At 68.0% G+C, this 18285-nt stretch carries 19 protein-coding genes and 1 other RNA gene; 10 read left to right on the top strand and 10 right to left on the bottom strand.

All coding sequences use genetic code 11. The annotated features are described in order from the left end of the window. Positions 1 to 17: 17 nt before the first annotated feature. Positions 18 to 1412, top strand: a complete 1395-nt coding sequence (locus WDM91_15065; protein ID MEI9995914.1) for a PAS domain-containing protein — start codon at positions 18 to 20, stop codon at positions 1410 to 1412. An 18-nt stretch (positions 1413 to 1430) separates the two neighbouring features. On the opposite strand, the gene WDM91_15060 is transcribed toward WDM91_15065, so the two are convergent. From WDM91_15060 to nudC, 5 genes are all read right to left on the bottom strand, one after another. Continuing rightward, positions 1431 to 2516 (bottom strand): aromatic ring-hydroxylating dioxygenase subunit alpha, encoded by a 1086-nt coding sequence (locus WDM91_15060; protein MEI9995913.1) that lies wholly within the window; start codon positions 2514 to 2516, stop codon positions 1431 to 1433. An 86-nt stretch (positions 2517 to 2602) separates the two neighbouring features. Then, a complete protein-coding gene (locus tag WDM91_15055; GenBank protein MEI9995912.1) occupies positions 2603 to 3292 on the bottom strand; it encodes a lytic transglycosylase domain-containing protein in 690 nt (229 codons plus the stop codon). A gap of 247 nt (positions 3293 to 3539) precedes the next feature. Further along, positions 3540 to 4259 (bottom strand): DUF1028 domain-containing protein, encoded by a 720-nt coding sequence (locus tag WDM91_15050; protein MEI9995911.1) that lies wholly within the window; start codon positions 4257 to 4259, stop codon positions 3540 to 3542. Positions 4260 to 4568: 309 nt separating this feature from the next. Then, on the bottom strand, positions 4569 to 5294 hold the full coding sequence (locus WDM91_15045) for a GNAT family N-acetyltransferase (GenBank protein MEI9995910.1): 726 nt from the start codon (positions 5292 to 5294) through the stop codon (positions 4569 to 4571). Further along, entirely contained in the window at positions 5291 to 6214 is a 924-nt protein-coding gene (gene nudC / locus WDM91_15040; GenBank protein ID MEI9995909.1) for an NAD(+) diphosphatase, read from the bottom strand. The genes WDM91_15045 and nudC overlap by 4 nt, the downstream gene beginning before the upstream one ends. 90 nt (positions 6215 to 6304) lie before the next feature. On the opposite strand from nudC, the gene ffs reads away from it, so the two are divergent. The 5 genes from ffs (at position 6305) to recR (ending at position 9528) form a co-directional block, all read left to right on the top strand. Beyond that, positions 6305 to 6399, top strand: an RNA gene (gene ffs / locus WDM91_15035) — signal recognition particle sRNA small type. Positions 6400 to 6547: 148 nt separating this feature from the next. Then, entirely contained in the window at positions 6548 to 6949 is a 402-nt protein-coding gene (locus WDM91_15030) for a hypothetical protein (GenBank protein MEI9995908.1), read from the top strand. Continuing rightward, positions 6946 to 7140: a helix-turn-helix transcriptional regulator gene (locus WDM91_15025; GenBank protein MEI9995907.1), complete on the top strand. Its 195-nt coding sequence runs from the start codon at positions 6946 to 6948 to the stop codon at positions 7138 to 7140. The genes WDM91_15030 and WDM91_15025 overlap by 4 nt, the downstream gene beginning before the upstream one ends. Positions 7141 to 7186: 46 nt before the next feature. Next, positions 7187 to 8926: a DNA polymerase III subunit gamma/tau gene (locus WDM91_15020; GenBank protein ID MEI9995906.1), complete on the top strand. Its 1740-nt coding sequence runs from the start codon at positions 7187 to 7189 to the stop codon at positions 8924 to 8926. Continuing rightward, on the top strand, positions 8926 to 9528 hold the full coding sequence (gene recR / locus WDM91_15015) for a recombination mediator RecR (GenBank protein MEI9995905.1): 603 nt from the start codon (positions 8926 to 8928) through the stop codon (positions 9526 to 9528). Before WDM91_15020 ends, recR begins: the two co-directional genes overlap by 1 nt. Before the next feature lie 220 nt (positions 9529 to 9748). Here recR and rmuC read toward each other — a convergent pair whose 3' ends face one another. After that, positions 9749 to 10834 (bottom strand): DNA recombination protein RmuC, encoded by a 1086-nt coding sequence (gene rmuC, locus WDM91_15010; protein ID MEI9995904.1) that lies wholly within the window; start codon positions 10832 to 10834, stop codon positions 9749 to 9751. Between the two features lie 53 nt (positions 10835 to 10887). On the opposite strand from rmuC, the gene def reads away from it, so the two are divergent. The 3 genes from def to truA all read left to right on the top strand — a co-directional run bounded on the left by def (position 10888) and on the right by truA (position 13277). After that, complete coding sequence (gene def, locus WDM91_15005) at positions 10888 to 11406, top strand: peptide deformylase (protein MEI9995903.1); 519 nt, start codon at positions 10888 to 10890, stop codon at positions 11404 to 11406. Positions 11407 to 11545: 139 nt separating this feature from the next. Beyond that, positions 11546 to 12463, top strand: a complete 918-nt coding sequence (fmt, locus tag WDM91_15000; GenBank protein ID MEI9995902.1) for a methionyl-tRNA formyltransferase — start codon at positions 11546 to 11548, stop codon at positions 12461 to 12463. Positions 12464 to 12539: 76 nt separating this feature from the next. Then, a complete protein-coding gene (gene truA, locus WDM91_14995; protein MEI9995901.1) occupies positions 12540 to 13277 on the top strand; it encodes a tRNA pseudouridine(38-40) synthase TruA in 738 nt (245 codons plus the stop codon). A gap of 40 nt (positions 13278 to 13317) precedes the next feature. On the opposite strand, the gene murI is transcribed toward truA, so the two are convergent. Genes murI through WDM91_14975 form a run of 4 tightly spaced genes read right to left on the bottom strand, consistent with a single transcriptional unit; the run spans position 13318 to position 16843 of the window. Then, a complete protein-coding gene (murI, locus tag WDM91_14990) occupies positions 13318 to 14133 on the bottom strand; it encodes a glutamate racemase (protein MEI9995900.1) in 816 nt (271 codons plus the stop codon). Then, positions 14130 to 15308, bottom strand: coding sequence for a succinyl-diaminopimelate desuccinylase (dapE, locus tag WDM91_14985; GenBank protein MEI9995899.1), 1179 nt, complete (start codon positions 15306 to 15308; stop codon positions 14130 to 14132). The genes murI and dapE overlap by 4 nt, the downstream gene beginning before the upstream one ends. 1 nt (position 15309) lies before the next feature. Beyond that, the gene (dapD, locus tag WDM91_14980) at positions 15310 to 16134 is read right to left on the bottom strand and encodes a 2,3,4,5-tetrahydropyridine-2,6-dicarboxylate N-succinyltransferase (protein ID MEI9995898.1); all 825 of its coding nucleotides are present in this window, start codon (positions 16132 to 16134) and stop codon (positions 15310 to 15312) included. 4 nt (positions 16135 to 16138) lie between these two features. Further along, the gene (locus WDM91_14975) at positions 16139 to 16843 is read right to left on the bottom strand and encodes a pyrimidine 5'-nucleotidase (protein ID MEI9995897.1); all 705 of its coding nucleotides are present in this window, start codon (positions 16841 to 16843) and stop codon (positions 16139 to 16141) included. A gap of 155 nt (positions 16844 to 16998) precedes the next feature. Here WDM91_14975 and WDM91_14970 point away from each other — a divergent pair, with 155 nt between their 5' ends. Then, entirely contained in the window at positions 16999 to 18213 is a 1215-nt protein-coding gene (locus tag WDM91_14970; GenBank protein ID MEI9995896.1) for a DUF2336 domain-containing protein, read from the top strand. The last annotated feature ends 72 nt before the right edge of the window (positions 18214 to 18285 follow it).

Genomic DNA, 18285 nt, shown 5'->3' with positions numbered 1-18285 from the left:
AACAGCGTCGAGGGACCATGCCCGTATCCGATATCGCCGCGAGTGACATCGTGGAGACCGTGCCGAGCGCGCTTCTGGTGCTCGACCGCAACCTCAACATCACTTCGGCCAATCGCGCCTTCTACCAGACCTTCCGCACCAGCGCCGACGAGACCGAGGGCTGCCTCATCTACGACCTCGGCAACCGGCAATGGGACATCCCCGCGCTGCGCACGCTCCTGGAGAGCGTGATCCCCCATCGCGCCTCGGTCGAGGGCTTCGAGGTCGAGCACGACTTTCCGACCATCGGCCAGCGCACGATGCTGGTGAATGCGCGCAAGATCTACCGGCCGGGCGAGCATGACGGGTTCATCCTCCTTGCCATCGAGGATGTCAGCGAGGAGCGCGCGGCCCGCAAGGAGAGCAACCGCAACTGGCAATTGACCCAAAGCATCGTCGATACGATCCGCGACCCGCTCGTCGTGCTCGAAACCGACATGACGATCGTCACGGCGAGCAAGGCCTTCCTCACCATGTTCGGCATCACCCAGGCCGAGGCGCATGGCCGGCGCATCTCCGAGCTGGGCCAGCATCAATGGGACGTGCCGGCGCTCCGCCATCTGATGGAAAAGGTGCTTCCCGAAAACAAGCCGATCGAGAACTTCGAGATCGAAGACGACTTCCCGGGTCTCGGCCTGCGCGTCTTCAACCTGAACGCCCGGAAGATCTCGCAGCCGGGCAATCACGCGCACCGGATGCTGCTGGTGTTCGAGGACATCACCGACCGCAAGCAGCGCGAGCGCGACGCCCAGATGCTCACCAACGAGATATCGCACCGCATCAAGAACAACCTGCAGATCGTCGTCGGCCTGATCTCCTACGAGGCCAAATGGACGCCGGCGCCGTGCTTGCCGGGCTATAAAGCCATGCAGGCGCGCATCGGCGCCATCGCGCAGCTCTACGACTTGATTTCGCAATCCAGCCGCGGCCGGACCGTCGCCGTCGATGCCTATTTGCGGGAGATCGCGAAGGCGATGTCGGCAAGCCTCGGGACGGAGTCGGGCATCGCGATCGCGGTGGAGGCCGAGCCGCTGGACATCGATCCGGATCGCGCGGTGCCTTTCGGCCTTCTGGTCAACGAATTGGCGACGAACGCCATCAAGCACGCCTTTCCCGGCGGGTCGGGCCGGGTCACGCTGACGGTGGAACGGATCGCCGACGAAATCGAACTGACCGTCGCCGATGACGGCATCGGCATGAAGGACAAGGTGGTCGCGAAAATCCCGGAGAAGCGCGGCGCCGACTATGTGGCGATCTTCGTTCGCCAGCTGCATGGGCGGCTCGCCGTGTCGGGTCCAGAGCGGGCCGGCACCGCGATCAAGATCCGCCTTCCGCTGCTCCTGGCCGGTGGCGCCGAGCCCCTGGCCGCTTAGCGGACCGGTCCGGTGGCGTCAGGCGAGCGGCACGACCTTCTCGCCATCGCATCCCGGCGCCGGCACGCCGCAGCGCAGCAGCACAGCCCGCAGGTCGCGGATCGGCGGGAACACCTCGTTGTTCCAGTCGCGGCCCTGCGCGTCATGCGCCTTCTGCTCCTGCTCCACGATGTCCTTGTCCTGGGCGAAGATGCCTTCGGTGAACCAGGTGATGAACGGCCAGGCGGCATGGATCAGGCCGGGGATCTTCGGCTTCTTCACCGAGAGATAGCCGAAGGTGCGGTTGGTGCGCTGCTCCGCGTCCAGCGGCGTATAGCCGAGCCAGACGTCGAGCACCGGCTCGCCGCCGTTCACCCACACTTTGAGGTTCTGGTAGGGATAGCCCGTGCGGATGGTCATCAGGTCGGCGTTCACGCCGGCTTCCGGCGCGCGCATCACGTTGAGGATCGCCGCCTCGCCGAGCGACTGGCTGCCGGCGGTGCGGGTGAAGGTGTAGTCGACCTCGCACCAATCCTCGCCCGAGCGCCGTCCCAGGCACGTCGCCTTGATCGTGCCCATCAGGCTGCGGTGCAGGAACTGGTGGTTCATGTCGAACAGGTTCTCGTGCATGAAGGTGTAGTGGCACGCGACCTCGCGGTTGAGCTGGCGCGTCTTGTAGAGCGCGTTCGCCTTCGAGCCGAGCGCTGCGGGCGCGCGTCCCTCCGCCAGGGCGGGGTCGCCGGGGAAGACGAAGATCAGGCCGTCGATCTCGCGCGCAGGATAGGCCCGCACGCCATTGGGCAGGCGCTCGCGTCCCAGATAGGGCACGTCGATGCATTTGCCGCCATTGTTGTAGGCCCAGCCATGATAGCCGCATTTGAGCGTGTCGCCCTCCACCACGCCGAGCGACAGCGGCACTTGGCGATGGGCGCAGCGGTCTTCGAGCGCGAAGACCTGGCCGCCCTTGCCGCGATAGAGCACGATGGGATTGCCGGCGAAGCGGCGGGCCAGCGTCTTGCCCTGCTTGAGCTCCTCCGACCACGCCAGCGGATACCAGAAATCGGGATGCGCGCCGGTGCGGCGCAGATCGGAGGAACGGGTAAGCCCGGCCGGCGCGATCGTCATGGACCAACCCCCTCGTCAAGCTCCCGGAGCGGGAGCGGCGTTCACGCTAAGCCAAATACCCGCCACGACCAAATGGGATTGTCGCGTCAGCCCGGGCCGGTCTCGCTGCCGCGAAGCCGCCGCGGTCCGTCGCGCACCGCCAGCATCGCGGTGACGCTCTGCACATAGTTGATCGTCTCGGCCGGCAGCGGCTTGCCGCGCTCGACATGGTCTTCGTAAGTTCCCGGCCCGCCATTATAAGCCGCGAACATCCCGGGATAGCCGTATCGGCCATGCAGCCATTTGAGATAGGCCGCGCCGGCATAAACATTGTCGTGCGGATCGGCCGGATCGGCGCCCAGCCCGTATTGCCGCCGCATCTCCTCATAGGTTGCCGGTTCGAGCTGCATGACGCCGACCGCGCCGGCCGGCGAGGTGATCGGCTGGTCGCCGGCCTGCACGGTGCGTCCGCCGCTCTCCTGGCGCATCACCGCGCGGATCCACGCCGCCGAGACGCCGAAGCGTTGCGCCGCGTCGCCGATCAATCCGTCCCAGCGCCGCATCAGGGCCTGCGGGCTCATCGCGGCCTCCCGCTCGAAGGTCGCATCCGGGTTCGGCGTGTCGCGGCCGGGCCCCATCATCTCGGTGAACACGCTGACGATCATGCGCGGCGCATCGGCGCGCAGGAAGCGCGGCGAGATCAGGAACGCGACCATCGGGATGAAGGCCAGCACCATCGCCAGGTGCAGGATCGCGGAAAAGGATTCGCGGCCGGCCGCGATGCGGGCCGGCCTCAACGCGGGCCTCCATGATTCGATTGCAAGCATGCGCGCGCATGGCGAGAGATCATGATCACCTGTCTCTATTGGATGGTCGATACACCGGCAGAGCCGGCGCCATCCCGTGGGCAAAAGCCCCTCGGGACGCGCGCGGCGTCACCGCGCGCAGCGCCACATGGGGCAATCGCGCGAAGCGTTCAAGCGTGAAAAGCTTTGGTTCCGCATGTTCCGTTCGGAACCGCCGGAACCGCGATCACATTTCGTGTCAGCGGCGGAACTTCACGTCGATGCCGCGCGCCTTCAGGCTCGTCTCGAGCGCATCGAGATCGATCACGCCCGCGGGCCGCGCCTTCGACGGCGCGTAGTCGAGATAGGGCGCGCGATCACGCCGCCACACGCCGAGCAGGCGGCGCAGCTCCGGCAAAGGCTCGGCGTGATCGTCGACCCGGATGCTGAGATCGGGAAAATCCTCCGTCGTCGTCAGCACCATCGCCGCCGATTGGCGTCCGCGCCGATCGCCGCCCGCGGCCTCGCCGCGCTCCAGCGCGGCCAGCATGCGTTCGGGCAGGGCGAGCGACGGATCGGCCTTGAAGCCGTCGAGCGTCGCCTGCGCCACGCGCGCATTGCTCAGCATGTTGCCCGCGACGCTGACGAAATCCTCGCCGACGCTGCCGGCCCATTCGACGCAATGCCGTCCGGTCCAGGCTGCGACGCGGCCTTGGCGGTCGACCGCGTGCAGCTGCCGGACGTCCCGCCCCTCGTCGCCCGCGATCGCGGCGTCGATCGCGAGCTTCGGCGAAAGTCCGCGCGCCATTCCGTCCAGCACCACCGGACCCAGATAGCGGTTGGTGATCGATTGGGTGCCCACGGCGCCGACGCCGGCGCGCACGAACGGCACGAAGGCACCGGCGGCGAACGCCTTGGTGGCGACCGCCGCGCCGAACGCGCCGCTGGCCTTGTGATAGGCGACGATGGACCAGGTCATGGACGCACTCCGCGGGACGGCGCAGAAATCTAGAGCAAGTTGCTATCCGTCTTACGCAAAATGTCATCCCGGCCGACCCCGGCCTTGAGCCGGGGGAGAGCCGGGACCCATCGAGCCGCTTGCGCAATGGGTCCGTCCGTACGCTGTCGCTACGGACCGGCGCGATGCCGACGCATCGCTTGGCCGGGATGACAGGCGTGATTCAAACCGATCACAACAGACTCTGGCCGCAGAAGAATCGCCGACCTATTGCGACAATCGTCGCCCGGACGGCCCCGCGAAGGGGAGATCCGCCAAACTGCAAAAGGGTCAGATCCACATGCTCTCGCCGAGGAACGGCAAGCCCAGCCGCGCGATCACGCGCTGCGAGGACAGGTTGTCCCGGTGGGTCGCATAGAACAGCACAGGGTGGCGCGGCAGCAGCGTGCTCCATGCCGCGGTGACCGCGGCCGCATAGCCGCGCCCGCGATGGGCTTTCAGCGTGTAGACGCCGACCTCCGCCGCCAGCAATCCCGTCCGCGCGGCGAAGGCGATCGCCGCGATCTCGTCGCCGGCCATCGCGACGCACCAGGGCTCCCAGAAATGGCTGAGGTCGGTGAAGCCGGCCGCGATCCAGTCCGGCGCAAGACCGTCGCGCTCGAGCCGTGTCCATAGGGCGTCGCCCTCTGCCGTGCCCTGGCACACGACCTTCACCGTGCTCGGCGCTTGCACCCCGCGCCGCAGGCGATGGATCGGTCCGTAATTGTGCGTCGTCAGCGGCGCGTCGGAACCGACGATCTCGCGATAGCGCTCGGCGAAGCGCGGCGTCGCGCCCGGCGCGGCCAGCGGCGGCTCCTGCGCGATCAAGTCCTCGACGGCGCGCGCGGCGGCCGCATCGACATCGTCGCGCAGATAGCCGACCCAGCCCTCCTCGCAGCCCGCCATGTACAGACGCGGCGGCGGCGAGCGCTCCGGATCGTTGGCATATTCCATCCGCCGGCCGGCGGACAGCTTGAAGAGCGTCGCCGCCTGGAGTGCGAGCAGGGCGCGCGTCACATGGCCCCGTCCGCGAATGCCTTGATCAGGTGATGTGCGATCGCCACCGCCGGCGGCACCGAGATGTCGTCGAACCGCTCGCCCGCGATCAGGCGCTTCGCCTTGTCGCGGTCCAGCCACATCGCAGCGGCGATCTCCTCGCCGTCGGGCTTGAAGTCGCGGCTCTCGGCTTCCGCCAGGCAGCCGATCATCAGCGACGAGGGAAAGGGCCAGGGCTGCGTCGCGTGATAATGCACCTTGCCGACCTTGAGGTTCACTTCCTCCAGCAATTCGCGGCGCACCGCTTCCTCGATGGTCTCGCCCGGCTCCATGAAGCCCGCGAGGGCCGAATAGAAATTGCCCGGGAAGCGCTTGTTGCGCCCGACAAGGCAGGCGCCGTCATGCACCGCCAGCATGATCACCACCGGATCGGTGCGCGGGAAATGCTCGGCCTTGCAGTGCGGGCACAGCCGCCGCCATCCGCCATCGGCCGGCGCGGTCGCGGTGCCGCAATTGGCGCAGAAACCGTGCCGGTTGTGCCAGTCGATCATCGCCTTGGCCTCGCCCATGATCGCCGCGTCCTTCAGCGGCAGGGTCGCGGCCGCCGCGCGCGCGTCGCGGAAATGCCCCAGTCCGGCCAGCGGCCCTTCGCTCGCCGGATCGCGCGCCGCGGAGATGTCGAGACCGAACATCGCGCTGTCGCCTTCCAGCCCGAGGAAGACGCAAGGCGCATCCGGCGCGGCCAGCGAATCCGCCAGTCCCGGCTTCAGCAGTCCGAGTTCGACCGGCGCCGGCGCCTTCTCGGGGCCGATGATGAAAGGCTGCAGCCGCCATATCGGCAGGATGAGGGATGTCGCGTCGCGCCGCCGCGCGGCGAGCCATTCCGCGTCGGTACGTTTGACGCTCGCCCGGTCGAGCGGATTGCCGGCGAAAGGAATCATATGTCACCCGATATCTTTGCCTGCATCGTAAGGGCGGACTTTGGAAAGCGCACGACTCGCATTTTCCGCGGGCCGGCCTTATATCCCCGTCCGGAAGTCGGCTGGACGAGCCGCTCGCTAACCCGGTCAGATCGGGAACGAAGCAGCCGTACCGAATCCGGCTTGGGTCAGCCGGCTTCCACTGCGTGCACGGCGAAAACAAGTAGATGTAGTTCCGCAGTTGCGAAGCACTATATCTGGTATCTCAAAATAACACATTCGAAATGTAAAGCGGCCTTGACTCCGCCGTTCTGCCCGCCTATGTAAAGTACGCTTTACATTTGGAGCTTCACCATGGACATCGAACACCGCGCCGTCCTGCGCTACGCCGCCGAGATGACCGGCACCGTCCTGCTGCTCTTGGGCACCAAGGCAGCCGGCAGCGGCCTTCATCTCGCGCCCGGCTCCGCCGCCTTCGACGTCCTGGCGCTCGCCCCGCTGGTTCCGATCTGGCTGATGCTCCTGGTCACGCTCCGCTATTACCGCCGCATCGATGAGTTGCAGCGCCTGCGCTTCCTCCAGTCCGCGTCGCTGACCGGCGGGATCATGGCCTGCCTCGTCTGGTCCTATCCGCAGGTCGCCAAGGTCGCGACCCTGCCGCCGCTCGGCGACGTCTGGCATTTCTATTTCTCGGTGATCTTCCTGGTCGTGACGGCGGCCGTCGGCTGGCCGCGCCGCGCGAGGTTGCGGGCATGAACAACCGGCTGAAGGCGTTGCGCGCCGAGGCCGGCATGACCCAGGCCGACCTCGCGGCGCGGCTCATGGTTTCGCGCCAGACCGTGATTGCGATCGAGACCGGCCGCTACGATCCGTCGCTGCCCCTGGCCTTCGCCATCGCGAGGGTCTTCGCGCGGCGGATCGAGGATATCTTCGTGGACGGTCCGTGAGCGATACTTGCCCGGCCGCGGCGCCCGCTTGCTATACTCCGGCGCGATGAGCGACGAATTTTCCCTGGGCCTCGATCCCGCCCCGGCCAAGCCCGCCGGCGGCGCGGCCTACCGCGTGCTGGCGCGCAAATACCGTCCGTCCGACTTCTCAGGTCTCGTCGGCCAGGAGGCGCTGGTCAGGACGCTGTCCAATGCCTTCGCGACCGGCCGCATCGCGCATGCCTTCATGCTGACCGGCGTCCGCGGCGTCGGCAAGACCACGACGGCGCGCATCATCGCGCGCGCCCTCAACTGCATCGGCCCCGACGGCACGCGCACCGCGCCGACGATCCAGCCCTGCGGCGTCTGCGAGCCCTGCGTCGCCATCGCCGAGTCGCGCCATGTCGACGTGCAGGAGATGGACGCAGCCTCGAACAATGGCGTCGACGAGGTGCGCCAGATCATCGACAGCGTGCGCTACGCGCCGGCCAGCGCGCGCTACAAGGTCTATATCCTCGACGAAGTGCACATGCTGTCCAAGCCGGCCTTCAACGCGATCCTCAAGACGCTGGAAGAGCCGCCGCCGCATGTGAAGTTCATCTTCGCCACCACCGAGATCCGCAAGGTCCCGGTCACGATCCTGTCGCGCTGCCAGCGCTTCGACCTGCGGCGGATCGAGACCCAGGAGCTGGTCGGCCTGCTCTCCGGCATCGCGGAGAAGGAGGGCGTCGCCATCGCCCGCGATGCGCTCGCCCTGGTCGCCCGCGCCGCCGAAGGCTCGGCGCGCGACTCGCTCTCGCTGCTCGACCAGGCCATCGCCCATGGCGAGGGCGGGGAGATCGCTGCCGATGCGGTGCGCGACATGCTGGGCCTCGCCGATCGCGGCCGGGTGCTCGACCTGTTCGAGAAGCTGATGGGCGGCAAGGTCGCCGAGGCGCTGGCCGACCTGAACAATCTCTACGATCACGGCGCCGATCCCCTGGCAGTGATGCAGGACTTGCTGGAGATCGTGCATTTCCTCACCCGCGTGAAGGTCGCGCCCGGCGCCGAAGGTTTCTTCGATGGCGGCTCGGGTGAAGCCCGGCGCGCCGCCGAGATGGCGGGCAAGCTCACCGTCCCGTCGCTCACCCGCGCCTGGCAGGTGCTGCTCAAGGGCCTCCTCGAAGTGCGCGACGCGACGCGGCCCGTCGCCGCCTGCGAGATGGCGCTGATCCGCCTGGCCTATGCCGCCGACCTTCCGCCCACCGACAAGCTGGTGCGCGATCTGCTGGACGGCGAGAGCAAGCCGCCGCCGCGCCCAGCGGCGCCCGCGCTGGAGAGCCGGGGCGACGCGGCGCCGCGCGCGCTGTCGCCCTCTGCGGTCCAAGCGGCCCGGCAGGCGCCCGAACCCACGCTGTCGGCGGCGCCCGCCGTGCAGCTTCGCTCCTTCCAGGACATCATCGCCCTGCTGGAGCCGACCTCGAGCCTGAAGGTCAACCTCGAGCACAATGTGCATCTGGTCCGCATGGAACAGGGCCGTCTCGAGATCCGACCGACGCCGAAGGCGCCGACGACCCTGGCGGGCGATCTTTCGCAGAAGCTGTTCGCGCTGACCGGCATCCGCTGGTCGATCTCGGTCTCGCGCGAGGCCGGCGAGCCCACGCTCGCCGAGCAGAAGCGCGACGCCAAGGCCGCCAAGATCGAGAGCGTGACGCAGGAGCCGCTGGTGCGCGCCGTGCTCGACCGCTTCCCCGGCGCCGAGATCAAGGAAGTGCGCCGCATCGCCGACGACGACATCGCCGCGCCGATGCCGGAAGACGAGTCCTGATGGCCAGCCTCTCCGCCGGGCCCGAGATCGAGCGCCTGATCCAGCTTCTCGCCAAACTGCCGGGCCTCGGACCGCGCTCGGCGCGGCGTGCCGCGCTGACGCTGCTCAAGAAGCGCGACATGCTGCTGGAGCCGCTGGCGCTCGCCATGCGCGATGCGGCCGCCGCCATCAAGACCTGCGAGACCTGCGGCAATCTCGACACCACCAGCCCCTGCGCGCTGTGCCGCGATCCGCGCCGCGACGATCATGTGCTGTGCATCGTGGAGGACGTCGCCGATCTCTGGGCGCTGGAGCGCGCCGGTGTCTTCCGCGGCCGCTATCACGTGCTGGGCGGCGCCCTCTCCGCGCTCGACGGCGTGACGCCCGACCGACTCAATGTCGCCAGCCTGATCGGCCGGGTGCGCAATGGCGTCGACGAGGTCATCCTCGCGATGAACGCGACCGTCGAGGGCCAGACCACCGCGCACTACCTGATGGATCTCCTCAGCCCCACCGGCACCAGCGTCACGCGCCTCGCCCACGGCGTCCCTGTCGGCGGCGAGCTGGATTATCTGGACGAAGGCACGCTGAGCGCGGCGTTCAAGGCGCGGCGGTCGCTGTAAATCTCAAAAAATTCGTCATGGCCGGGCTCGTCCCGGCCACCCATGAACACCCAACTCTCAAGTGGGGTGAGCTGCTTGCAAAAGGTTTCACGCGGAGCCGCTGAGGAGCGCGGACCTCCGCGCCTCCGCGTGCAACATCGAGATCATGGGTGGCCGGGACGAGCCCGGCCATGACGGTGTTTTTTGGTTCAAACCGAAACAACTCTAAACCACAGCGCCGCTAACTCTCCGGCAATTGCGCCGGCGCGATCTCCCCCGGTCCCAGCTCCACATTGCGGATCCGGTCGGCCCGGCCCGTCACCTTTCCTGCCGAGACCAGGATGTCCTTGATGTCGCCGTCGGCCTGGTTGAAGTGGCGCTGCAGCTTCTCGACCCGCTCGCCCAAGAGCCGCACGTCGTTCAGCATCACGCCGACCTCCTTCTGGATCAGGCTCGCCTGCTCGCGCATCCGCGCGTCTTTCATCACCGTCTGGATCGTGTTGATCGCCAGCATCAGGATGTTCGGCGACACCACGACCACCTGCGCCCGGTGCGCCTTCTGGATCACGTCGCTGAACCCGTCATGCAGCTCCGCATAAATCGATTCCGACGGCACGAACATGAGCGCCGGCGTCTGCACCTCGCCTTGGATCAGATATTTCGACGCAATGTCGGTGACGTGCTTGCCGACATCGCTGCGCACCCGCGCCAGCGCCAGCTTGCGCTCCTCGTCGCTCACCGCCGCGCGGAGCAGCGTGAAGCACTCCAGCGGAAACTTGGAGTCGATCACCAGCAGCGCGTTGTTGCCGGGGATGCGGATGATGCAGTCGGGCCGGTTGCGGTTCGAAAGCGTGAACTGGAACTCGTAGAGGTTGGTCGGCAGCCCGTCGCGCACGATCTCCTCCATCTGCGTCTGGGCGAAGGCGCCGCGCGACTGCTTGTTGGACAGGACCTGTTGCAGGCTCGTCACCTGTCCCGAAAGCGCCGAGATGTTCTTCTGCGCTTCGTCGATCACGGTCAGCCTTTCGCCGATCCCCGAGATCGTCGCCGCCGTCTTGGTGGCGCTGTCGGTCAGCGTCTCGCCCAGCCGCTTGTCCAGCGCCTCGATCCGCTCCGACAAGGTCCGCTGCAGCGCCGCCTGGCTCTCGATGGTCTGGTGGAACCGTCCCAGGATATCGCCTTGGCCCTGCAGCACCGTGTCGATCCGTGCATCGGGCCGCGGCGGCTCGACGGGCATCGGCTCCGGTCGCCGCCCGCGCAGCGCGAAAGCCACGATTCCCGCCGCCGCGACGATCGCGATTCCCAGAACGATCAGCCCCAATTCCATGCGTTTTCCGCGTTTCCCTTGACCAAAAGCGGCCCGACGATTATCTCCCCGCCATGGCCATCCGCCCCATCCTTACCGCGCCCGACCCGCGCCTCAAAGCCGTCTCGCAGACCGTGGACACGGTCGATGCGGCGACGCGCAGGCTGATCGACGACATGGTCGATTCCATGTACGCCGCCGACGGCATCGGCCTCGCCGCGGTGCAGATCGGCGTGGCGCAGCGCGTCATCGTGATGGACCTGGACCAGCGCGAGGGCAAGAAGAACCCGCGCCATTTCATCAATCCGGTGATCACGTGGGCGTCCGACGAGGTCGCGAGCTTCGAGGAAGGCTGCCTCTCCGTCCCCGAGATCTGGGAAGACGTCGAGCGCGCCGCCCGCATCAAGGCGACTTACACCGACCGCGACGGCACCCATCACGAGCTCGAAGCCGACGGGTTGCTGGCCACCTGCCTGCAGCATGAGATGGACCATCTCGAAGGCATCCTCTTCATCGACCACATCTCCAAGCTCAAGCGCTCCATGGCGCTGCGCAAGCTGCAAAAGGCAAAGCGCATGAAAGAGACCGGCTAAAGAAAGGCTGTCATCCCGGAAGCCGCGTAGCGGCTATCCGGGACCCATCGGGACGCGGCACAATGGGTCCGTCGACACGCTGACGCTATCGACCTGCGCGATGCTTGCGCATCGCTGGGCCGGGATGACAGGTATTGGAATGGCTCTCCGCCTCGCCTTCATGGGCACGCCCGATTTCGCGGTCCCCACCCTCGCCGAGCTGATCGGCCAGGGCCACGCCATCGCCGCGGTCTATTCCCAACCACCGCGCCCCAAGGGCCGCGGCTTCGGCACCGAGCCTTCGCCGGTCCACGCCCTCGCGCTGGCGCACGGCATCGAGGTCCGCACCCCTGTCTCGCTCAAATCGCCCGAGGAGCAGGCAGCGTTCGCCGCCCTCGATCTCGACGCCGCCATCGTCGTCGCCTACGGCCTACTCTTACCTAAGCCCATCCTCGACGCGCCGCGTCTCGGCTGCTTCAACCTGCACGGCTCGCTCCTGCCGCGCTGGCGCGGCGCCGCCCCGATCCAGCGCGCGATCATGGCCGGCGACACCGAGACCGGCGTGATGTCGATGCGGATGGAGGAAGGCCTCGACACCGGCCCGGTCCTGATGGCCGAGCGCACGCCCATCGGCCGCAAGACCTATGGCGAACTGCACGACGAGCTCGCCCGCCTCGGCGCCGACCTGATGGCCCGCACCGTCGGCGCGCTGGAGCGCGGCAGTGCGGTGGAAACGCCACAGCCGGCAGACGGCGCGACCTACGCCAAGAAAATCCTCAAGGACGAAGCCCGTATCGACTGGCACAAGCCGGCGCACGAGATCGACGGCCTGATCCGCGGCCTTTCTCCCATTCCCGGCGCCTGGAGCGAAGTCAAAGGCGAGCGCGTCAAGATCCTCAACTGCGAACTGGCCACCGGTACCGGAGCACCCGGCAGTTTGCTCGACGACACCCTCACCATCGCCTGCGGCGAAGGCGCCCTGCGCCTCACCCGCCTGCAGCGTCCCGGCAAATCCGCGATGGACGCCAAAGACCTCCTGCGCGGCTTCCCGTTAGGTCGTGGTACGCTGCTGACATGATCCGCTCAACCCATCACCTTCCCCTTGTGGGGAGGTCGAAAAATCGCGCAGCGATTTTTCGGGTGGGGGGTCGCTCGTGACGCGCTACAGACTTCTCCTCGAATACAGCGGCGCCTCGCTCGTCGGCTGGCAGCGGCAGGAGCACGGCGCCTCGGTCCAGGGCATCCTCGAAGACGCGCTCCGCAAGATCACCGGCGAGACGGTCACCGTCCACGGCGCCGGCCGCACCGATGCCGGCGTCCACGCGCTCGGCCAGGTCGCGCATGTCGATCTCGAAAAAAATCTCACCGGCGACAAGCTGCGCGACGCGCTGAACCATTTCGTCCGCCCCAACGTCGCCGTGCTCGAAGCCGCCGTCGCGCCGCCGGATTTCCACGCCCGCTTCTCCGCCACCGCGCGGCATTATCTTTTCCGCATCCTCACCCGTCGCCCGCCGCCGGTGCTGGAGGCCGGCAAGGTCTGGCACGTCGTCCACGCCCTCGACGCCGACGCGATGCACCACGCCGCCCAGGCGCTTCTGGGCACCCACGACTTCACGACCTTCCGCGCCGCCGAATGCCAGGCCAAATCGCCGGTCAAGACGCTGGACCGCCTCGACGTCCGCCGCGCCGCCGACGAGATCCACGTCGAAGCCTCCGCGCGATCCTTCCTGCATCACCAGGTGCGCTCCATCGTCGGCTCGCTGAAGCTGGTCGGCGAAGGCAAATGGCGGCCGCGCGACCTCGCGCAGGCGCTGGCCGCCAAAGACCGCGCCCGCTGCGGCCCGGTGGCGCCGCCGGATGGGCTGTATCTGGTGCGGGTGGATTACCCCTGACTGTCATCCCGGGTCTCGCTGCGCTCGCCCGGGATGACAATCAGGGCTGAAGATCGATCAGCTCCACCGCCCCCGGATCGATCGCCTGCCCAAGGAAAATCTCCCCCGCCCGCGCAAACCGGTCCGGCGCATCGGTGGCGAGGAAGCTGAGCGTCCGCGCCCCACCCGCACGCGCGAGGCCCGCCTCGTCCAGCATCGCCGCCACCGCGTCGGCCGCCGTCACCGCGCTGTCGACCAAACTGATATCCGGCCCCGCGACCTTCGCGATGGCCGCTTTCAGCACCGGATAATGCGTGCAGCCCAGCAGCAGCGCCTTGGGCCGCGGCATCGACTCCAAGACCGGCGCCAGGTAGCGCGCGACGATGGCGTCGACGATAGGCCCCTCGACCAGCCCTTCCTCCGCCAGCGGCACGAACAACGGACAGGCCTGCTGCACGATCGGAATGTCCGACCCCAAAGCCCTTATTGCCGCGCGATAGGCGCCGCCACGCACCGTCGTCTCGGTCGCGATCACCGCCACCGGTCCCTCCGGCGCCGCCGCCAGCGCGGCCTTCGCGCCGGGCGCGATCACCCCGATCACCGGCAGCGGCGCCAAAGACTCCGCCACCGCCTCCGCCGACACGCTCGCCGTGTTGCAGGCGATCACCACCGCCTTGACGCCGCGCGCCTGCAGCGCCCGCGCCGCCTGGATCGCATAGCGCCGCACCGTCTCGGCGCTCTTGGTGCCGTAAGGCAGCCGCGCCGTGTCGCCCAGATAGAGGAAGCTCTCGCCCGGCAGCCGCGCGATCAGCGCCCGCAGCACGGTCAGCCCGCCCATGCCGGAATCGAACACGCCGATGGGGCGCGGATCGCTCATGCCGGCGGGTCGGCGAAATAGGCGGCCAGCAGCCGCTCATAGAGCACGGTCAGCTTCTCGATCTGCGCCACCGGCACGCACTCGTCCGCCTTGTGCATGGTGCCGCCGGGCAGGCCCAGCTCGACGACCGGGCAGTGATCCTTGATATAGCGCGCGTCGGAGGTGCCGCCGGTGGTCGACAATTCGGGTTCGCGCCCCGTCGCCTCCGTCGCCACCCGGCTCAGCAGCGCGGTGAACGGGCCCGGTGCGGTGAGGAACGGCTCGCCGCCGACATGCGCGCTCACATCGATCTCCACGCCGCGGGCGCCGGCGACCGCTGCGGCTTCGGCCTCGATATGCGCGATCAACGCGGCGCTTGTGTGGCGGTCGTTGAAGCGGATGTTGAATCCCGCGCGGACATCGGCGGGAATCACATTGGTCGCGGGATTTCCGACATCGATGGTGGTGAAGGCCAGCGTCGACGGATCGAAATGATCGGTCCCGCCGTCCAGCCTCCAATCCGACAGCCGCGTCACCAGTTCCGCCAGCGCCGGGATCGGATTGTTCGCCCTCTGCGGATACGCCACATGACCCTGCGTGCCCGTGACGCGCAGCTTGCAGTTCATCGTGCCGCGCCGCCCGATCTTGATGACGTCGCCGGTCTCGGCGGTCGCGGTCGGCTCGCCGACGACGCAGTGGCTGAGGCGCTCGCCGTTCTCCTTCAGCCACACCAGCATCTTCTTCGTGCCGTTGACGTTGGTCGGCCCCTCTTCGTCGCCGGTGATCAGCAGGCTGATCGAGCCATAGGGTTTGCCGCTCGCGAGGAACCGTTCGGCCGCCGCCGCGAAGCATGCCACCGCCGATTTCATGTCCACCGCGCCGCGGCCATAGAGCGTGCCGTCCACGATCGCCGCGCCGAACGGATCGTGCCGCCACAGCCTGGCATCGCCCGGCGGCACCACGTCGGTGTGCCCCGCAAAGCAGAAATTCGGCCCTTGCGTCCCGATCCGCGCATAGAGGTTCTCGACCGCCGGCACGCCTTCGTCCTCGAAGCGCAGCCTGTGACACGCAAAGCCCAGCGGCTTCAGCACGTCCTCCAGCACGCCGAGCGCCCCGCCATCCTCCGGCGTCACCGACGGACAGCGGATCAGGGCCTGCGCCAAAGTGACGGGATCGGGGGCGACCGGATCGGTCATCTCAGTCTCTCAGAAGTTCGTTGATCGAGGTCTTGGACCGTGTGCGCGCGTCCACCGTCTTGATGATCACGCCGCAATAGAGCGCCGGCTTGCCCGGCCCGCCGCCCAGCGATCCCGGCACCACGACGGAGTAGGGCGGCACGCGCCCGGTGACGATCTCGCCCGAATGGCGGTCGACGATCTTGGTCGTCGCGGTCAGGAATGTGCCCATCGCGAGCACCGAGCCCTCGCCCACGATCACGCCCTCGGCCACTTCGGAGCGTGCCCCGATGAAGCAATTGTCCTCGATGATGGTCGGCGCCGCCTGCAAAGGCTCCAGCACGCCGCCCAGCCCAGCGCCGCCCGAGATATGGCAATGCGATCCGACCTGCGCGCAGGACCCGACCGTCGCCCAGGTGTCGATCATCGTGCCCTCGCCGACATAGGCCCCGACATTCACGAAGCTCGGCATCAGGATCACGTTCTTCGCGATGAAGGCGGAGCGGCGCACGATGGCGCCCGGCACGGCGCGGAAGCCCGCCGCCTGGAAGCGGCCTGCGTCCCAGCCCTCGAACTTCGAATCCACCTTGTCCCACCAGCGCGCGTCGCCCGGCGCGCCGTCGATCAGCGTCATCGCATTCAGCCGGAAGGACAGCAACACCGCTTTCTTCAGCCATTGATGCACGGCCCATTCGCCGCCCACCTTCTCGGCCACGCGCCGCGTGCCGGCATCGAGATCGGCCAGCACCGTCTCCACCGCCTCGCGCACCGCGCCCTTGGTGCCGATGTTCAGTCCGTCGCGGGCCTCCCAGGCCTCGTCGATGGTGCGGGCCAGATCGTCACTCATGGGTTCAAATCCTGATCGTGTTCAGAAAGGCGGCGAGATTATCGGTCTGGTGGTCGATGTGAAGCTCGGGATTTTCAATGCGCCAATGCGCCTGGCCGAGCCCGTTGTTGAACCACACCGTCCGCATCCCCAGCGCTCGTGCCGGCACCAGGTTGCGCGGGCTGTCGTCGAACAGCGCAGCCCCGGCCGGCGCGAACGCCCCCAGTTTGAACAGCGCCGCATAGGCGCCCGGCTGCGGCTTGGGCACGAAATCCATCGCCTTGGCGTCGACGATGCCGGCGAACAGGTCGTCCATCCCCAACCGCTCCAGCACGGCGCGGGCATAGCGGCCGCAATTGTTGGTGAAGACGAAGCGCCGTCCCGGCAGCCGTGCCAGGCCTTCGCGCAAGGCGGCGTCGGGCTTGAGGTCCAGGACCTCCAGGTCGTTGACCGCGTCGTGATAGGCGTCGGGATCGATCCGCTCATGCATCACGAGGCCGGCCAGCGTGCTGCCGTAATCCTTCAGGTAGCGCTTCTGGATCGCCCAGGCCTCGTCGCGGGGCAGGCCGAAATGGCGCTGGACATAGCGGCAGATGCGCTCCTCCATCGCCGCCTGGCCCGCCGCGTCGAAGGTGTAGAGCGTGTGGTCGAGGTCGAAGACCCACGCGTCGATGCCGGCGAAATCGGGCCCGCCACCACGCAGTTTCGGGGTCTGTGCCGCTTCGCTCATGGCCGCGGACCATGGGCGAAGCGCCCGCTCCAGGCAAGCGCGTAAAGCTTTCTCAACCACATCTCTTAAGGCGCGATAAACCGCCGGCGCCCACACTGGCGCCAGGGAAGGACCGCCCGATGGGACAGGACATGCGCAGGCCGCAAAGGCCCGGCATGACGCGCGACAGCGCCTTGGCGTTGCTGGAGGCGCGCAGCCAGGCGGCGCATGGCGAGCTGGCCGGCCGCACCGATGCGGGCCGCGACGTGCTGGAATACCTGGCGGCGAACGGCGCGCCCGCCACGCGCCGTGCGGTGGCCGCGAACAGTGCCGCGCCGGCCCGCGCCAACCGCCACCTCGCGGACGACGAGGACGAAGACGTCCGCGCCGAGCTCGCGCGGAAGATCGCGCGGCTGATGCCGAGCCTCTCGCCGGCCGAGAACGCCCATGTCCATGCACTCACCGTCGAGACGCTGGAGCGCCTGGCGCGCGACCAGGTGGTCCGGGTCCGTGCGATCCTCGCGGAAGAGATCAAGGAACTCGACTGCGTCCCCAGGATGATCGTGCTGACCCTGGCGCGCGATCTGAGCGAACTCGTCGCCGCGCCGATCCTGGAATACTCGCCGCTGCTGTCGGATGCCGATCTGATGGAGATCATCGCCACCGCGCGCGCCGAAGAGGTGTTGTGCGCCATCGCGCGGCGCAAGCCGTTGACGGTCGACGTCTCCCAGGCGATCGTCGGCTCGCTCGACATCCCGGCGATCGCCGCCCTTCTCGCCAATCCGGATGCCGCGATCCGCGAGAAGACCCTGGACGACATCGCGGCACAGGCCGAGCGGATCCAGGACTGGCAGATGCCGCTCGTCCTGCGCAGCGACCTGTCCCGGCGCGCGATCCGGCGCATCGCGTCCTTCGTCGGTTCCAGCCTGATCGAGCAGCTCTCCGCGCGCTACGGTCTCGACGACGAGATCGGGCAGCAACTCAACAAGGCATTGCGGATCCGCCTGCAGGAAGACCGCAAGCCGGAAGACGGGCAAGCCGACGCCGCGCATCGCGACGTCGCCGCGGCCAGGGCCGCCGGCCGGCTCGACGACGCCTTCGTCGAGGCTGCCGCCAATGCGGGCCAGCGCGAGACGGTCACACTGGCCCTCGCGACGCTCGCCCGGGTGCCCGAGGCCACGGCGCGCAAGATCGTCGCCTCGCGGTCGGCCAAGCCGGTGACCGCGCTGGTCTGGCATGCCGGGCTCAGCATGCGCGTCGCCTTCAAGATCCAGAGCTTCGTGATGAAGCTCGGTGCCGGCGAGCTCCTCCCCGCCCGCGCCGGCGTGCATTTCCCGATGACGGAAGACGAGATGCGCTGGCATTTGGAATATTTCGGCGTGAAGGTGTGAAGCGTTCGGTGCTTCGCGTGGAGCACCAACACCAAAAACATCGTCATGGCCGGGCTCGTCCCGGCCACCCAC

The sequence above is a fragment of the Rhizomicrobium sp. genome (assembly GCA_037200385.1).
In the GTDB taxonomy this organism is placed as follows: Bacteria; Pseudomonadota; Alphaproteobacteria; order Micropepsales; family Micropepsaceae; genus Rhizomicrobium.
The sequence above is the reverse complement of the archived record's forward strand: the minus strand, read 5'-3'. Positions and strand labels throughout refer to the sequence as shown.

Coding starts and splice junctions, on each gene's coding strand:
- WDM91_15065 (MEI9995914.1), top strand. CDS start 18: ATGCCCGTATCCGATATCGCCGCGAGTGACATCGTGGAGACCGTGCCG.
- WDM91_15025 (MEI9995907.1), top strand. CDS start 6,946: ATGAACAACCGGCTGAAGGCGTTGCGCGCCGAGGCCGGCATGACCCAG.
- WDM91_15060 (MEI9995913.1), bottom strand. CDS start 2,516: ATGACGATCGCGCCGGCCGGGCTTACCCGTTCCTCCGATCTGCGCCGC.
- WDM91_15050 (MEI9995911.1), bottom strand. CDS start 4,259: ATGACCTGGTCCATCGTCGCCTATCACAAGGCCAGCGGCGCGTTCGGC.
- nudC (MEI9995909.1), bottom strand. CDS start 6,214: ATGATTCCTTTCGCCGGCAATCCGCTCGACCGGGCGAGCGTCAAACGT.
- WDM91_15030 (MEI9995908.1), top strand. CDS start 6,548: ATGGACATCGAACACCGCGCCGTCCTGCGCTACGCCGCCGAGATGACC.
- def (MEI9995903.1), top strand. CDS start 10,888: ATGGCCATCCGCCCCATCCTTACCGCGCCCGACCCGCGCCTCAAAGCC.
- WDM91_14975 (MEI9995897.1), bottom strand. CDS start 16,843: ATGAGCGAAGCGGCACAGACCCCGAAACTGCGTGGTGGCGGGCCCGAT.
- rmuC (MEI9995904.1), bottom strand. CDS start 10,834: ATGGAATTGGGGCTGATCGTTCTGGGAATCGCGATCGTCGCGGCGGCG.
- WDM91_14970 (MEI9995896.1), top strand. CDS start 16,999: ATGACGCGCGACAGCGCCTTGGCGTTGCTGGAGGCGCGCAGCCAGGCG.
- recR (MEI9995905.1), top strand. CDS start 8,926: ATGGCCAGCCTCTCCGCCGGGCCCGAGATCGAGCGCCTGATCCAGCTT.
- WDM91_15020 (MEI9995906.1), top strand. CDS start 7,187: ATGAGCGACGAATTTTCCCTGGGCCTCGATCCCGCCCCGGCCAAGCCC.
- murI (MEI9995900.1), bottom strand. CDS start 14,133: ATGAGCGATCCGCGCCCCATCGGCGTGTTCGATTCCGGCATGGGCGGG.
- dapD (MEI9995898.1), bottom strand. CDS start 16,134: ATGAGTGACGATCTGGCCCGCACCATCGACGAGGCCTGGGAGGCCCGC.
- fmt (MEI9995902.1), top strand. CDS start 11,546: ATGGCTCTCCGCCTCGCCTTCATGGGCACGCCCGATTTCGCGGTCCCC.
- dapE (MEI9995899.1), bottom strand. CDS start 15,308: ATGACCGATCCGGTCGCCCCCGATCCCGTCACTTTGGCGCAGGCCCTG.